The sequence below is a fragment of the Acinetobacter sp. AR_0276 genome (assembly GCF_003000705.1).
In the GTDB taxonomy this organism is placed as follows: Bacteria; Pseudomonadota; Gammaproteobacteria; order Pseudomonadales; family Moraxellaceae; genus Acinetobacter; species Acinetobacter nosocomialis.
Genome location: NZ_PSQO01000004.1, coordinates 3,165,734 through 3,182,624, shown reverse-complemented (window position 1 = coordinate 3,182,624; position 16,891 = coordinate 3,165,734). Strand labels below are relative to the sequence as shown.

Here is a 16,891-nt window from a genome sequence, read left to right as displayed (position 1 = left end):
GAGGTGTGTCATGAGTTATCAAGTCACCATTGAACCGATCGGAACAACGATTGAAGTAGAAGAAGACCAGACCATTTTAGACGCCGCTTTACGTCAAGGCGTTTGGTTACCCTTTGCTTGTGGTCACGGTACTTGCGGGACATGCAAGGTTCAAGTCACCGACGGTTTTTACGATGTTGGTGAAGCTTCACCATTTGCGCTCATGGATATTGAACGCGATGAAAATAAGGTGCTTGCCTGCTGCTGCAAACCACAGTCTGACATGGTTATTGAGGCCGATGTCGATGAAGACCCAGATTTCTTAGGTCATTTGGTTCAAGACTATCAAGCAACTGTCATTGAAATAAAAGACCTGTCGCCAACCATTAAAGGAATCCGACTACAACTAGATCGCCCAATCGAATTCCAAGCTGGCCAATATATCAATGTCCAGTTCCCAGACATTGAAGGAACTCGTGCATTTTCAATTGCCAATTCACCAAGTGAAGTTGGCATCGTTGAGCTGCATATTCGTAAAGTTGAAGGCGGTGCAGCGACGACTTATGTACATGGACAACTTGCCACGGGCGATCAGCTTGATATTTCAGGCCCTTATGGTCAATTTTTCGTACGCAAGTCAGATGATCAAAATGCTATTTTCATTGCAGGTGGTTCAGGTCTGTCAAGTCCACAATCAATGATTTTAGATTTGCTTGAGTCTGGAGATAGTCGCACAATTTACCTCTTCCAAGGAGCACGAGACTTGGCAGAACTATACAACCGAGAATTGTTTGAACAGCTCGTAAAAGACTATCCGAACTTCCGCTATATCCCTGCCCTGAATGCACCAAAAGCAGAAGACCAATGGACTGGATTTACCGGATTTGTGCACGAGGCCGTTGCAGATTATTTTGAAAATCGATGTGGTGGACACAAAGCCTATTTGTGCGGCCCACCAATCATGATCGACTCTGCAATTTCAACACTCATGCAAAGTCGCTTATTCGAACGGGACATTCACACTGAGCGCTTCTTAAGTGCAGCCGATGGTGCTGCTGGACAATCGCGTTCTGCTTTATTCAAACATATTTAAAAATAAATCATTCAACAATCCACTTTTTCAAATGAGCTTTGTATTTGTAATTTAGAAAGAAAATACAAAGCTCACAGGAGTTTGCATCCCAAATTTTTAGGTTAAACAGACTTAGATTTTTAAAAATCGTTAAGGAATAACGTTTTTTAGTGACAAGCCAAACAACACAGAATAGGACATTCTATGAATAACAAAATTGCTGCAATCATATGTGGTGTAATCAGTGCCCTTTACCTTCCCTCTGCATTTGCGACAGAAAATGGCTCAGACTCTTTTGCATTAGGTGCCGAAGGTATGATGGCGGGTGCCTTACCACCTGTTGGTGTCTACTTACTCAGTTATTATCAAAATTACCACGCATCAGAGTTTCAAAATGGTCCCGATCAGTTCCATGTTGATGTCAATGCTGTGGTTCCTCGTTTGGTCTGGATGACCGATCAAAAAATTCTGGATGGACAACTCGGGCTTTATGCAGCCCAGCCATTGGTTGATCTAAGACTCAAAATAAATGGAATGGCTGACTCAAACCAAGGACTCGGAGACTTGATTTTGGGTGGTATGCTCGGCTGGCATCAAGGAAATCATCACTGGATTGCAGCTTTAGAAACCGTACTGGGGACAGGTGAATATGAAACTCCAAGTGAGACACATCCAGTTGAAGCTAATCTCGGGAAAAACTATCACACCATTCGACCTATTCTTGCCTATAGTTATGCCAATGCGGCAGGTTTAGATCTTTCAACTAAATTGTCTTATAGCTGGAATACACGTAACGATGCAACCGACTACCAGTCTGGACAATACATTGCAGGTGACTATAGCTTAGGTTACCGCATTAACCCCAAACTCAAACTTGCAGTTGAAGGCTATGCTTTTAAACAAATCACAGATGACAAAGTAAACGGAAATGACATTGGTTTTAAAGGACAGGCTTTTGCAATTGGACCAGGCATTCAATATGCCGATAAGAACTGGTCTATCGAAGCCAAATTTTTAAAAGAAACCGAAGTCGAATATCGTCCCGAAGGCCATACCAGCTGGCTAAAACTGATTTGGGCTTTCTAGAACCATTTAACGCATAGCTTCAACCTTGAGGCTATGCACCTCCCTTATTTAAGAGTCGATACCATTTGAATCATCTATCGGGTTCTGGTCGAGTGTAAAAACAGTCCGTTGATAAGGTATCCCTTCTAAGTCATAAACCTGATAAATACAATCGAACAATGATTGTAAGTCTTCACTTCTGTCCATTGCCCGTGCAGTAATAAAAATTGGACTGACCGCGCCGTTATCTAAAATCGGAATATAGTTTAAGTGTGGAAATCGAATGGTATCGGCACTTGCTGGAATAATACAGATCCCTTCTCCCGCTGCGACTAAGCCCAGAGCCAATTGAATTTCTCGTATCTCATGCATATTTTTTGGAACCAAACTATGCTCGGCAAAGATGTTCAAAAGCTGGGTTGAAAAGTTAGGTTTTGGCGAGGTGGGATACATAAACATCTTTTCATCAATGAGGTCGGCCAGATATACCCCTTCCGTACGCTGAGCAATTGGATGGCTGGTATGCGCGGCAACGACCAAACGCTCTTTACGTAAAAGGATACGCCTCACGGCGGGATCACTAATTCTTAAACGTCCAAATCCAACATCAATACGGCCTTCTTTTAATGCCTGTAACTGTTCAGTAGTACTTAATTCCATGAGCTGAATATTCAGATGGGGTTGCTGCTGACGAAATAAATAAATGATTCGAGGCAGCAAACCATAGAGTAAAGACCCGACAAAACCAATGGTCATGCTTCTTTCGATGAGACCAATACGCTTGGTCATACTTTTTATTTCTTCAGCATTCGACAAAAGTTTAACGGCATGCTGGTAAAAGAAATGCCCTGCTGGTGTGGTTTGTAAAGGGCGGCTTCCACGCTCAAACAGTTGAATGCCAAGCTCACTTTCCAAATTTTGGATTTGCCGACTCAAAGGCGGTTGAGCAATAAATAGTTTTTCGGCTGCCTTGGTGAAGCTCTGTTCTTCTACAACAGCCACAAAATACCGTAAATGTCTTAGTTCCATCAGGTTTCCATACCTTTAAGATATATTAAAATGCAAATTCAGTCTTAGACACAGTTTAACCATTCTTTTAAGGTATATACAAGCAATAACCCGATGAAGTTATAGATCACTTGTATAGCACCGATTGAAATCATACTGGCCAACATTCGATCTATCTATCTTTATCCATTCGCGGTTAAACACCCGACGCGTTTATGCGCTTCATTGACATATTAGGATATCAAGACCTTTTAAATCGTAGCGAAGGTCTTGATGACTTCCACCCTTTGGAAAGTCGGAGAACGGACATGCCACGTATTCCTGTAATCAATACCAGCCATCTTGACCGTATTGATGAATTACTTGTAGACAATATCGATACAGGTGAATTTAAACTTCACCGCTCAGTTTTTACTGATGAAGCCTTATTTGACCTCGAAATGAAATACATCTTCGAAGGTAACTGGGTTTACTTGGCACACGAGAGCCAAATTCCAAATAATAATGACTACTATACGACTTATATTGGTCGTCAGCCGATTATCATTGCCCGTAACCGTAACGGCGAACTTAATGCCATGATCAATGCATGTTCACACCGCGGAGCACAACTTTGCCGTTACAAGCGTGGTAACAAAGCAACGTATACTTGCCCTTTCCACGGCTGGACGTTTAATAACTCAGGTAAATTACTCAAAGTAAAAGACCCAACTGACGCAGGTTACTCTGACTGTTTTAACCAAGACGGCTCACACGATCTTAAAAAAGTAGCTCGTTTTGAGAGCTACAAAGGCTTCTTATTTGGTAGCTTAAATCCCGATGTTCCTTCACTTGAAGAATTCTTAGGTGAAACCACCAAAATCATCGACATGATTGTTGACCAATCTGAACATGGTTTGGAAGTTTTACGTGGTTCATCTACCTATACCTACGAAGGTAACTGGAAACTCACCGCTGAAAATGGTGCCGATGGTTACCATGTTTCTGCTGTTCACTGGAACTATGCAGCAACGACTCAACACCGTAAAGAAACTCAAGCTGCCGATAACATTCGCGCAATGAGTGCAGGTTCTTGGGGTAAACAAGGCGGTGGCTCTTATGGCTTTGAAAATGGCCACATGTTGCTTTGGACACAATGGGCAAACCCAGAAGACCGTCCTAACTTCCCAAAAGCAGATGAATATACCGAAAAATACGGTGAAGCGATGTCGAAATGGATGATTGAGCGTTCACGTAATCTTTGTCTGTATCCAAATGTTTATTTGATGGATCAATTCGGTTCGCAAATTCGTGTACTTCGCCCACTTTCGGTTAATCGAACCGAAGTCACCATTTACTGTATCGCGCCTAAAGGTGAAGCACCTGAAGCTCGTGCACGCCGTATCCGCCAATATGAAGATTTCTTTAATGCCTCAGGTATGGCAACACCAGACGATTTAGAAGAATTCCGTGCTTGTCAGGCAGGCTACGCCGGTATTGCACTTGAATGGAATGACATGTGCCGCGGTTCAAAACACTGGATTTATGGACCGGACGATGCAGCAAACGAAATTGGTTTAAAACCGATGTTAAGTGGTATCAAAACTGAAGATGAAGGCCTGTATCTGGCCCAGCATCAATATTGGTTAAAAACCATGAAACATGCGATTGCATCAGAGAAAGAAATTGCTGATCAGGGAGAAACAGCATGAGTACTCAAGACAAAGCAACTTTAGAAAATATTGCTCAGTTTCTTTATCGTGAAGCACGCTTTTTAGATGATGAACAATGGGATGACTGGCTTGAATGCTATGCGCCAGAAGCTTCTTTCTGGATGCCAGCTTGGGACGACGACGATAGATTAACTGAAGATCCGCAATCTGAAATTTCACTTATTTATTATCCAGACCGTCAAGGTTTAGAAGATCGAGTGTTCCGTATTAAAACCGAGCGCTCATCCGCAACCATGCCGGACACACGTACAAGCCACAATATTGCCAACGTTGAAGTTCTCGATCGCGACGGCGACAAAGTTACTGTTCGCTTTAACTGGAATACCTTGAGTTTCCGTTACAAGACAAATTACAGCTATTTCGGTATGTCACGTTATGTGATCGATTTTTCAGGTGATCAACCAAAAATCTTGAGCAAGTATGTCGTTTTGAAAAACGACTATATCAATCAAGTGATTGATATTTACCACCTTTAAGACATACCCCCTCAGTTATCCGGACTGTTGGCTGAGGGTAAAAGTTTCAAATATTTTGTAGGATACATGCCATGTCAAACCACAATGTTGCACTTCAATTTGAAGATGGTGTTACACGTTTCATTAACGTAGCTCAAGGCGAAACCCTATCTGACGCAGCCTATCGCCAAAAAATTAATATTCCTTTGGATTGTCGTGATGGTGCATGTGGAACTTGCCGCGCATTTTGCGAGTCCGGTAGTTATGACATGCCAGAAGAAAGCTATATTGAAGATGCATTAACCCCGGAAGAAGCTGAACAAGGCTATATTCTTGCTTGCCAATGTCGACCAACTTCAGACGCCGTATTCCAGATTCAAGCGTCGTCAGATGTTTGCAAAACAGAAATTCATAGCTTCCAAGGTACTTTAGCCCGCGTTGAAAACTTATCAGACTCAACCATCACATTTGATATTCAGCTTAATGAAGGCCAACCGGATATTCATTTCCTTGCAGGTCAGTATGTGAATGTTGCCATTCCAGAAACTGGCGAAACCCGTTCATATTCATTTAGCTCAAAACCGGGCAATCGCTTAACGGGCTTTGTGGTACGTAATGTACCAAATGGCAAAATGAGCGAATTCTTAAGTAAGAATGCCAAAACTGGCGACAAAATGACTTTTACCGGACCATTCGGCAGCTTCTATTTGCGTAATGTAGTGCGTCCAGTGCTTATGCTGGCAGGTGGTACTGGCATTGCCCCATTTATGTCAATGTTACAAGTACTCGAAGAGAAAGGTTCAGAACAGCCTGTTCGCTTGGTTTTTGGCGTAACCAATGACTTTGATTTGGTTGCTTTAGAAAAGCTCAACGAGTTGCAGGAAAAGTTCCCGTGGTTTGAATACCGCACTGTGGTCGCAAGCCCTGAGAGCAACCATGAACGTAAAGGCTATGTCACTGGTCATATTGAAAGTGAATGGTTAAACGGTGGCGACGTCGATGTTTATCTATGTGGCCCGGTACCGATGGTAGAGGCTGTACGTGGTTGGTTAGAAACTGAAAATATCAAACCAGCAAATTTCTTGTTTGAAAAATTCTCTGCGAATTAACAGGTGGAGAAATTATCTATGTCAAACCGTCAAAGATTTATCGATAAGGTCGTGATTGTTACGGGTAGTGCCCAAGGCATTGGTCGTGGTGTGGCACTACAAGTTGCAGCTGAAGGTGGACAAGTCGTCATGGCTGACCGCTCTGAATATGTTGAAGACGTTCTCAAAGAAATTCAGCGTGCAGGTGGCGATGCTGTCACGATTAATGCTGACCTAGAAACCTATGCAGGCGCGCAAGCGGTAGTTGTAAAAGCCATTGAACACTATGGTCGGGTCGATGTCCTGATTAATAATGTAGGTGGCGCGATCTGGATGAAACCTTTTGAAGAGTTTTCCGAAGAAGAAATCATTAAGGAAGTGAATCGCTCATTGTTTCCAACTTTATGGTGCTGCCGCGCTGTGTTACCGACCATGATTAAGCAACAAGCGGGTGTTATTGTAAATGTATCTTCCATTGCAACCCGTGGTATTAATCGTATTCCCTACTCGGCATCTAAAGGTGGGGTAAATGCTTTAACAGCATCGCTTGCTTTTGAACATGCCAAAGACGGAATTCGAGTCAATGCCGTTGCGACGGGTGGAACCGAAGCACCGCCTCGCAAAGTACCACGTAATACCAACCCGTTAAGTCAAAATGAAAAAGACTGGATGCAACAAGTAGTTGATCAAACAAAAGATCGAACATTTATGGGCCGTTATGGCACAATTCAAGAACAAGTCAATGCAATTTTATTTCTTGCATCAGACGACGCATCGTATATGACGGGATCGGTCATTCCGGTCGGAGGTGGAGATCAGGGTTAATCCTGATCTTTTTATATGTTTGGGTAAATAACATGATTTGCATGGAGGCAATCACACATGGCAACCCTGTTCAAGACATTAAAAAATGACTGGTCCATATCAGCAACAGTTGCTGGCTTTCTTGCAGTTTTAATTTCTTACTCAGGCCCACTGATTATTTTTTTCCAAGCTGCTCAGCGTGCCCATGTGTCCACCGATATGATGGTGTCATGGATTTGGGGAATTTCAATTGGTGCTGCCGTTTCAGGTATTTATCTTTCGATTAAATATAAAACTCCTGTCATCACCGCGTGGTCTGCACCGGGCACTGCCCTGTTAGTTACCCTATTTCCCAATATCTCCTTGAATGAAGCAGTAGCCGCCTATATTACTTCTGCCATCGTTATTTTTTTAATTGGTATTACAGGTTACTTCGACAAATTACTAAAATGGATTCCGCAAGACGTCGCTGCGGGCATGATGGCAGGTATTCTTTTTCAGTTCGGTATTAACCTATTTACTGCATCTGATAGCATGCCTTTTATTGTATTTAGCATGCTCATTGTCTTTTTAATTGCCAAACGTTTAATGCCGCGCTACACCATGATTTGGGTGTTAGCTGCCGGAGTTTTATTAAGCCTTATTTTAGGCAAGATGAATCCGGTTGATGTAAGTTTTAATTTAGCAATCCCGCAGTGGATTAGCCCAGAATGGACTTGGAATTCAACACTCAATCTCGCCGTTCCTCTTATTTTAGTTAGTCTAACCGGCCAATTTTTACCGGGTATGGCGATTATGAAACTCAGCGGTTATGACACGCCAGCCAAACCCATTATTACGGCCACCAGTATTGCCTCGTTAGCCGTTGCCTGTGTCGGTGGTATTACCATTGTGCTTGCCTCAATTACCGCTGCTTTATGTATGGGTAAAGATGCACATGAACTGAAAGAAAAAAGATATATCGCAGGGATTGCCAACGGAATTTTTTATATTTTAGGAGGCTTATTTGCTGGCAGTATTGTCATGCTCTTTAGCTTACTACCTAAAGAGCTGGTGGCAGCACTGGCAGGTTTAGCTTTGTTAGGTGCTATTGCCACCAATATTTCTGTTGCCATGAAAAATGATGGTCAACGTGATGCTGCACTTATTACCTTTTTAGCTACCGCATCAGGTATGCATTTTCTTGGATTAAGTTCAGTTTTTTGGGGCATTTGTATTGGTGTAATCGCCCATTTCATTCTTACCCCACGCTCAAATCCAGCCACAAATTAAATTTTTATCTAAACGCCCAGCACTAAAATAAAGCTTCAAATGCCAAATCAGGATGCAAATAATCCGCTATTCCTGATTTGGCAATTTTCATTTAATATAAATTAAATTTCATTTTTAAGATGAGTTTCTAAAATAATTGACTTTAATATTTTTATTTATTTCCACTTCAACCCTTAATATAAATTTAGCTATATTTCTAGCTGTGATTCTCAGCAATAAAATCTGTAAAAAGATATCTATAAAAACCTTAAAATTCTCACAATATAATATTTGACCCCATTTTAAAAACAAAAGAAGCAACAACCAAAATTATTAAAATAAATTATAAATTTCAATATATTACTTTATTAAAAACACAATACCTTAAAGACATAAAGATATATCAATTAGGTTTTTGACTCTATTCCAATAACAAAATAGTTTATTAAAAAATAACGCGATGCTTCACAAATTGGAGGTGAAGAAAATGGATATGAGCAAGGTTAATATTAATGAGTTAATTGATAAAGCCCGTTTTACACCTTTTCATTGGAAAGTTTTAATCTGGTGCTTACTTATTATTATTTTTGATGGGTATGATTTAGTTATTTATGGGGTTGCTCTTCCTCTATTAATGCAGCAATGGTCGTTAACTGCTGTTGAAGCTGGTTTACTCGCCAGTGCCGCTCTATTCGGCATGATGTTTGGTGCCATGATTTTCGGCACACTTTCAGACAAACTTGGACGTAAAAAAACCATCCTGATTTGTGTCACCTTATTTAGCGGATTTACCTTTATAGGTGCCTTTGCCAAAGGACCAACTGAGTTTGCCATTTTGCGCTTTATTGCAGGTCTAGGAATTGGTGGCGTTATGCCAAACGTTGTAGCACTTATGACCGAATACGCACCGAAAAAAATCCGCAGTACATTGGTCGCAATCATGTTTAGCGGTTACGCAATTGGCGGCATGACATCAGCGCTACTTGGTGCATGGCTCGTGAAAGACATGGGCTGGCAAATCATGTTTTTAATTGCGGGTATTCCTCTTTTACTACTCCCGTTAATCTGGAAATTTTTGCCAGAGTCTCTCGCCTTTTTAGTGAAATCGAACCATAGCGAACAGGCAAAAAGTATTGTTTGTAAAATTGCGCCAGAAATGCAGGTAAACGCCAATACACAACTGGTGTTAAACGAAAGCACCACAACCGATGCCCCTGTCCGTGCGCTTTTCCAACAAGGTCGTACCTTCAGCACATTTATGTTCTGGATTGCTTTCTTTATGTGCTTACTCATGGTGTATGCCTTAGGAAGCTGGTTACCTAAACTCATGCTGCAAGCGGGCTACTCGTTAGGTGCAAGCATGTTATTCCTGTTTGCACTTAATATTGGCGGCATGGTCGGTGCAATTGGTGGCGGTGCTTTAGCGGACAGATTCCATCTAAAACCTGTCATTACCATTATGTTTATTGTGGGATCGGCAGCTTTAATTCTGCTTGGCATTAATAGTCCACAATTTATTTTATATAGCCTGATTGCGATTGCTGGTGCTGCCACAATTGGTTCTCAAATCTTACTCTACACTTTCGTTGCCCAGTTCTATCCGACGGCACTTCGTTCAACTGGCATGGGCTGGGCCTCTGGAATTGGCCGTATCGGTGCGATTATTGGACCAGTTTTAACTGGAGCGCTACTCACACTTGAGCTTCCTCACCAAATGAATTTCTTAGCAATTGCAATTCCGGGTGTGATTGCTGCACTTGCAATATTTATGGTCAATCTAAAAGCCTCTGTTACCGCACAAACGCCATCAACTTTTAACCCTCAAAACACGCTTACCCAGCAGTAAACACAAATGCGCCGAGGATTGGCGCATCTTTTTGGAAATGGATTATGGAATTATTACACCGCTTTAAACCATGTAATTTAGCAATAGCCACATTATTAGGTTTATTGACTAGCTCAAGTTTATGGGCAGCAGACACCACTCAACAAAGTGAAGATGAATGGAAGTTCACGCTAAAAAATGCCTATATCAACCGTAATTTTGACAATGACACTCTCAAAGACACAGGTAGCTGGTCTCAAGCAGCGTCATTATTTTATAAGTCAAAAATGCATGACACTCCACTAGTCATAGCAGATAAGCCTATAACCATTGGAGCTGATGCTTCTGTTCAATATGCCGTGCGTTTAAGTTCAGACAAACACGTTGCGGACACGGTTTTGCCTTTTAATAAAGAAACTCAATCACAAGCATCCGACTTTTTAAAATACGGTGCAACCTTAAAACTAGGCTATGACAAAACCCTTTTAAGTGTGGGTGAACTCTGGTTGGATTTACCTGTAACGGCTGTCGATGCCAGCCGACAATTACTTGCCTCTTATTGGGGAACCAATCTTAAGTCACAACTTTCAGATCAGCTTTATGCTGAAATTGGTCGGGTTGAAAAAGTGTCGCCACGAAATGAAGAGGATTTTAAAAAGTTTTCGTTCACTTCAAATGGCATTACCAAAGAATCTGATGGCCTGAACTACATTGACCTGCGCTATCAATTTACGCCGACACTCAAGGGTGAATATTACTTTGGTAATTTGGAAGATCTCTACAATAAACACTATGTAGGACTTGAGCATAATTGGAAACAACCTAATTTTGCCCTCACCTCTAAGTTTAAATACTTCAATGCAAAAAATGACGGTAATGCTTTTGATATTGATGCGCAAAACATTGGGGTATTAGAGACACTTAAAGTGAAAAATCATACCTTTGGTTTGGGGTACCAACAAATTATCGGCGAGTCGGCTTATCCCTTACCGGATGGCTTTTTACCAGAGACTTATTTCATTAACTGGAATGCCACGGGATTCTTTAAAAAAGAAGAAAAGTCTTACCACGTTATGTACGGCTACGACTTTAAAGATTACGTGCCGGGCTTAAACGCGATGGTGAAATATGTCTATGGCCATGACTTTAAAGCAGCCAATGGCGAGAAAAACCACGAAACCGAGTCGAATGTGATTTTAAACTATGCATTTCAGCAGCCTTTCTTAAAAGGTCTTGCCCTGCAATACATTCGAATTGATTACAACGTAAAACATGGCAATGACTTTGGTGAAGATCGTCTGTTTGTAAACTACACTAAAAAGTTTTAATCATTTTGATTTAACTTAAGCGGGCCACTTTTGGTCCGCTTTATTATTTTTGAGCCATAAAAAAACGCTCTTACGAGCGTTTTTTAATTAATCTAGTAACTTAAGCAACGTGCTTTTGTACAACAATCGAGCCTACTGAATAACCAGCGCCGAAAGATGAAATCACGCCATACTCACCATCATCTACTTCGTGGCCTGTACGGTGTAAAGCAATAATTACACCTGCTGAAGAGGTATTGGCAAACTCATCTAGAATAATTGGTGCACGGCTTAGATCTGCATCTTTACCAGCCACATATTTCAAGATTAATTCATTCATGTTGGCATTAGCTTGGTGTAACCAGAAACGCTTAATATCGTTTGCAGTTAACTGCATTTTTTCCAACTGGGCATTAATGATTTTTGCCACCAACGGACAAACATCTTTAAAGACTTTGCGGCCATCTTGACGGAATAACTTGTCGTCAACCACTGCATCTTCGCTACGGTTTAAGAAACCGAAGTTATTGCGAATGTTGTTTGAAAATTGAGTAAATAAATGAATATCTAAAATTTCAAAACCAGTTTTAGTAGTGGTTTCTTCAATAATAGAAGCGGTCGCAACATCACCAAAAATGAAGTGACAATCACGGTTACGGTAGTCTAGGTGACCAGATGTAATCTCGACATTCACCAATAAAACACGGCGAGCGCCTGAACGAATTGCATCTGCTGCTTGTTTCAAACCAAAAGTAGCAGCTGAACATGCCACGTTCATGTCATAGGCATAACCTTGAATACCAAGTGCCGACTGGATTTCAATTGCTACAGCCGGATAAGCGCGCTGCATATTTGAACATGCCAAAATCACAACATCGATATCTTCAACAGTTACCCCTGCATTTTCCATTGCCTGTTTTGCAGCAATTACACCCCATTCAGCTTGAAGTGAAAGTTCGTCATTTGAACGTTCAGACAAACGCGGACGTAAACGCGTTGGATCGAGGATACCTGATTTCTCAACAACGTAGCGGCGCTTAATACCAGAAGCTTTTTCAATAAATTCAGCACTAGAACCACGTAATTCTTCGAGTTCACCTGCTGCAATTTCCTCTGCATTCTCTTGGTTATATTGTTCCACATAAGCATTTAAACTGTCGGCCAGTTCTTCATTAGAAATGATTTCTGTTGGGTGAAATAACCCAGTACCTGTGATACGAATGCCCATGTAAAACTCCTAAAAAAATGAATAGGGTCTGTTAATCTTTCATTTATAAATTGCGTTGTAGGCTAAACAAACGCATAAACAAACCCCGATCTATCTTAACTGATTCCCAAACGATCCCATAACTTTTGCAGTCGAGTTGGTGAAATAGGCATCTTGGTTTTCATCGGCTGAGAAAATAAAGAAATGCGAAATTCTTCCAACATCAAATACAATTCTTTGATTCTTGGATCGTTTTTGAATTTAAATACCTTGTCCATCCATGGATCGACATCATCAATAGCGGCATGATCTCGCTGTAGATTATTTGGCAATCGATCTAAACGCAATAGCAGCGCTTTTAAATAACGCGGATATTCCTGCCAAAGATCGACTGGTTGGCAGTAAACAAAGTTACCAAGTGACATGAGATCTAACTGATCTTCAATATCATCAATACTGCGTCCAAACACATCCGGATCAAGTACTAAAAGCTGACGACGAATTTGCTGCCATTGAATGTAAATATCACTTAATTGCTCAAGTGCTTGCTGACCATAACTCAAAAATTGCTTTTTGACCTGATCTAGCAGCTTATTAAATTCATCAGCATTAATTGGCAAAGTTGTAATTGCCATTTGCAACGTAGCATAGACCAGCATCTGCTCAAGCTTAGCTTTATCACCCAAAGGTGAATATGCCAAAGCAAGCGGTTTTGAAATCTGCTTTTTCAACTGGCGAATCAAGTCACCTAGTTGCATATGGACCAGACGGATAATCCCTTCACGATGCTGCTTAATGGCTTCAGCCTGATCATTAAAGGTTTGTATAACCACACCGGACTCATCTTTCGCTTCAAGTTCAGCAAAAGTTTTGGTCGGTACTAAAGCTTGATATTGTTTAACAACAACACCTGTCACCTTTTGTGAAGCTTCAAAGGTAAAGTTTTCAGGGAAAGTTTTAAACTCGCCTTTTTGCTGTTTTACTGGACGATGAGTTTCAACACGACAGCGAGCTTTCAACTCAGCTAAATCACGGCCTTTGGCAATTAATTTACCTTTTTCATCAATGACCTTAATAAAAGGCACCAAATACGGATCTATTCGTTCAAATGAAAAATCTTTATCGGTAATTTGCTCACCGCGTAAAGCAAATGCAAGATAGCTAAAAATATGCTGTCGCAAATGTACCGCATCTATGCCCTGCATTAGCTTACGAGCTGTGTCAGGAATAGGCACTATATTACGACGTTTATCTTTTGGTAGAGCTTTTAATAGCGCTTCAATTAAATCTAAACGCCAGCCTGGAATACCCCAAGACCAGATGTTTTCATCCACTTGCGGCAATGCCTGTACCGGAATTTGAACCGTTGCTCCATCTTCATCATGACTTGGGTCAAATCGATATGTCGTTGCCAAACGTAACTGACCATTATGTAAATGATCAGGGAATTGCTGCGTGGTCGGACGATCATTGAGCCAAAGCGCATCATCTTCTACATATAAATAACGCGGATTTTTTGCTTCTACAGTTGCACGCCAATCTTCAAAACTACGACGACTCGCAATTTCTTCAGGAATTTTAGAGGCATAGAACTGATAAATCGTTTCTTCATCGACCACTAAATCGCGGCGACGCAATTTATCTTCAACTCGCTCTACTTCTTCAAGTTTAAGCAAGTTATGTTTTAAAAATGGTGGAACTGTCCCCAGATTTCCTGTGGTTAATGCATCACGTAAGAAAATCTCATGGGCAGCAGGTTGGTCAACTTTCTCAAAATTAACCAAACGCTTCGGTTCAATAATTAAACCAAACAATGAGATTTGTGCATAAGCATTTACAATACCGGCTTTTTTAGACCAATGCGGCTCGAAATAGTGATATTTCAATAAGTCGCGTGCAGCAAGTAAAATCCATTCAGGATCAATTTTTGCTAATGTACGCAAATAAACTTGAGATGTTTCCACCATCTCAAAAGCCATCACCCACGCAGTATTGGTTTTATGCAACGTACTCGCAGGGAAAACTTTAGCCTTTTGCTGACGCACTGCCATAAAGGTATTACGTTCATCAGTTTTATTGGCAATGAACGATAATAAACCAGTCAGCAACGCACGATGCAAGTTTTCATAATTTGCAGGTTTTTCATTAAAACTAAGTTTTAAACCTTCAGCCAGCTCAACTAACTGCTGGTGCGTCTGTTTCCATTCACGTAACCGTAACCAGCTTAAGAAATGCTGCTTAGCAAATTGACGACGCTTGTTTTCCGACATTCCTACTTCACCTTTAGGATTTAAAGTATCCCAAAGTTTTAAATAAAACAGAAAATCTGAATCTGCCTCTTTAAATAAGGCATGCTTTTGGTCAGCCTGCATCTGTTTATCAGCTGGGCGCTCACGTGGGTCTTGCACTGCAAGTGCACTCACCACCACCAAAATTTCCTTGAGCACACCAAAATGAGCACCGCCCACAATCATACGCGCGAGTCGAGGGTCAATCGGCATACGGGCCATCATTTGACCGACTTTAGTCAGTTCGTTTTTCTTCTCGTTTAGCGCACCTAATTCAATGAGTAGCTTACGACCATCATTAACTAGACGGAAATCTGGCGGCTCAATGAAATCGAAGTTTTCTAGCTCACCTAAGCCTAAGCTCTGCATTTGCAGAATTACCGATGCCAAATTGGTTCGCTTAATTTCAGGTTCGGTAAATTCGGGACGGCTTAAAAAATCTTCTTCGCTATATAAACGAATACACACACCCGGAGCAATACGACCACAACGCCCTTTACGTTGATTGGCCGCAGCCTGCGAAATTGCCTCAATTGGTAAGCGTTGCACACGTGAGCGGTAGTTATAACGAGATATACGTGCAAAACCGCTATCAATTACATAACGAATATTTGGAACAGTCAGCGCAGTTTCTGCAACGTTCGTGGCAATAATAATACGGCGGCCCTTTCCACTTGGGCTAAAAATCTTTTGTTGCTCGGAAACGGCTAAGCGTGCATACAAAGGTAAAATTTCGGTATGCCTTGGCCCATATTTTTGCAAAGTTTCCTGTAATTCTCGAATTTCTTGTTCAGTACTTGAGAAAATCAGAATATCTGCATGTTCTGGATGGCCTTTTTCTTCTGCATCGGCAAAGCATTCTTCTACAGCTTGTACGACGGCACGCGGAAGGTTTTCTTCAAAATCGTCGAACTCGTCATCATCACTACCGCCAATATTCATCTCTGAAATTGGGCGATAACGTACTTCGACCGGATAGCTACGACCTTCTACCTCAAAAATAGGCGCATCATTAAAGTAATTACTAAAACGATTTACATCTAAAGTTGCCGAGGTCACGATGACTTTTAAATCTGGGCGTTTTGGCAACAATTGCTTTAAATAGCCCATAATAAAATCAATATTGAGTGAGCGCTCGTGCGCTTCATCAATAATGATGGTGTCATATTTGGACAGAAAACGGTCATTGCCTAACTCGGCAAGTAAAATACCGTCAGTCATTAACCTTACAATCGAATCTTGTGAACCTTGTTCATTGAAACGGATTTTAAAACCAATTGACTCGCCAAGCTTTTCGCCGACTTCTTCTGCAATACGCTGAGAAACACTACGTGCAGCTAAACGACGTGGCTGCGTATGACCAATCATGCCCGTTAAGCCACGACCCGCTAACATGGCAATTTGAGGAAGCTGAGTAGTTTTACCCGAGCCTGTTTCACCTGCCACAATAATAACTTGATGCTTTTGAATCGCTTCAATTAAACGGTCAGCATATTGCGAAACAGGTAAATCCTGATTCAGTTTAATTTTAGGGAGACGTTCAAAACGCTGTCTAACTTTTGCATTAGACTGTTCAAATAATTTTTCAATCTCTGAAGTATCGGCTTTTTTATCTTTACGCAAACGATTTAAACGGTAACGATCTCTCGCCATCACCCATTGATCTATATTTAAACCATTCAGCACAGATAAATTTTCCTGAAAATTCAACAATCCTCTATTTTACGCTTTAATGCCCCTCAGGTAAAACAGTTGGTTTTTTATATATTTTTAATTTTTTAAAATTTTACCCTTGAATTTTATCTAGATAGACTTCATGTTGTTAGGCAA

Annotated in this window: 11 protein-coding genes and 2 pseudogenes; 9 read left to right on the top strand and 4 right to left on the bottom strand. The window is 41.1% G+C overall.

Going from position 1 to position 16,891, the window contains the following annotated elements:
- Positions 1 to 10 precede the first annotated feature (10 nt).
- Both CSB87_RS16070 and CSB87_RS16065 read left to right on the top strand, forming a co-directional pair.
- A complete protein-coding gene (locus CSB87_RS16070) occupies positions 11 to 1,072 on the top strand; it encodes an NADH:ubiquinone reductase (Na(+)-transporting) subunit F (RefSeq protein ID WP_004887997.1) in 1,062 nt (353 codons plus the stop codon).
- Positions 1,073 to 1,255: 183 nt separating this feature from the next.
- Positions 1,256 to 2,137, top strand: coding sequence for a SphA family protein (locus tag CSB87_RS16065; protein WP_004887999.1), 882 nt, complete (start codon positions 1,256 to 1,258; stop codon positions 2,135 to 2,137).
- A 48-nt stretch (positions 2,138 to 2,185) separates the two neighbouring features.
- Here the strand turns inward: CSB87_RS16065 and CSB87_RS16060 are convergent, their stop codons facing one another.
- Complete coding sequence (locus CSB87_RS16060) at positions 2,186 to 3,145, bottom strand: LysR family transcriptional regulator (protein WP_000423281.1); 960 nt, start codon at positions 3,143 to 3,145, stop codon at positions 2,186 to 2,188.
- 44 nt (positions 3,146 to 3,189) lie between these two features.
- Positions 3,190 to 3,258: pseudogene (locus tag CSB87_RS20290) on the bottom strand (hypothetical protein); the annotation flags it as partial.
- A 174-nt stretch (positions 3,259 to 3,432) separates the two neighbouring features.
- Between CSB87_RS20290 and benA the strand changes: the two are divergent.
- The 7 genes and pseudogenes from benA (at position 3,433) to CSB87_RS16025 (ending at position 11,587) form a co-directional block, all read left to right on the top strand.
- Positions 3,433 to 4,815, top strand: a complete 1,383-nt coding sequence (gene benA, locus CSB87_RS16055; protein WP_001137400.1) for a benzoate 1,2-dioxygenase large subunit — start codon at positions 3,433 to 3,435, stop codon at positions 4,813 to 4,815.
- Positions 4,812 to 5,373, top strand: a pseudogene (gene benB / locus CSB87_RS16050) (benzoate 1,2-dioxygenase small subunit). Before benA ends, benB begins: the two are co-directional and overlap by 4 nt.
- A 10-nt stretch (positions 5,374 to 5,383) precedes the next feature.
- Positions 5,384 to 6,400 carry a benzoate 1,2-dioxygenase electron transfer component BenC gene (gene benC / locus CSB87_RS16045; protein ID WP_004888004.1) on the top strand — a complete coding sequence of 339 codons (1,017 nt, stop codon included), beginning with the start codon at positions 5,384 to 5,386 and terminating at the stop codon, positions 6,398 to 6,400.
- A gap of 18 nt (positions 6,401 to 6,418) precedes the next feature.
- Positions 6,419 to 7,204: a 1,6-dihydroxycyclohexa-2,4-diene-1-carboxylate dehydrogenase gene (locus tag CSB87_RS16040; protein WP_004888006.1), complete on the top strand. Its 786-nt coding sequence runs from the start codon at positions 6,419 to 6,421 to the stop codon at positions 7,202 to 7,204.
- Positions 7,205 to 7,261: 57 nt separating this feature from the next.
- Complete coding sequence (benE, locus tag CSB87_RS16035; RefSeq protein WP_004709804.1) at positions 7,262 to 8,455, top strand: benzoate/H(+) symporter BenE; 1,194 nt, start codon at positions 7,262 to 7,264, stop codon at positions 8,453 to 8,455.
- A 466-nt stretch (positions 8,456 to 8,921) separates the two neighbouring features.
- A complete protein-coding gene (locus CSB87_RS16030; protein ID WP_004888007.1) occupies positions 8,922 to 10,280 on the top strand; it encodes an aromatic acid/H+ symport family MFS transporter in 1,359 nt (452 codons plus the stop codon).
- 44 nt (positions 10,281 to 10,324) lie between these two features.
- Positions 10,325 to 11,587: an OprD family outer membrane porin gene (locus tag CSB87_RS16025; protein WP_004888008.1), complete on the top strand. Its 1,263-nt coding sequence runs from the start codon at positions 10,325 to 10,327 to the stop codon at positions 11,585 to 11,587.
- A 100-nt stretch (positions 11,588 to 11,687) separates the two neighbouring features.
- Here the strand turns inward: CSB87_RS16025 and CSB87_RS16020 are convergent, their stop codons facing one another.
- Positions 11,688 to 12,794: a beta-ketoacyl-ACP synthase III gene (locus tag CSB87_RS16020; protein WP_004888009.1), complete on the bottom strand. Its 1,107-nt coding sequence runs from the start codon at positions 12,792 to 12,794 to the stop codon at positions 11,688 to 11,690.
- Between the two features lie 95 nt (positions 12,795 to 12,889).
- The gene (gene hrpA / locus CSB87_RS16015) at positions 12,890 to 16,747 is read right to left on the bottom strand and encodes an ATP-dependent RNA helicase HrpA (protein WP_004888010.1); all 3,858 of its coding nucleotides are present in this window, start codon (positions 16,745 to 16,747) and stop codon (positions 12,890 to 12,892) included.
- Positions 16,748 to 16,891: the final 144 nt, after the last annotated feature.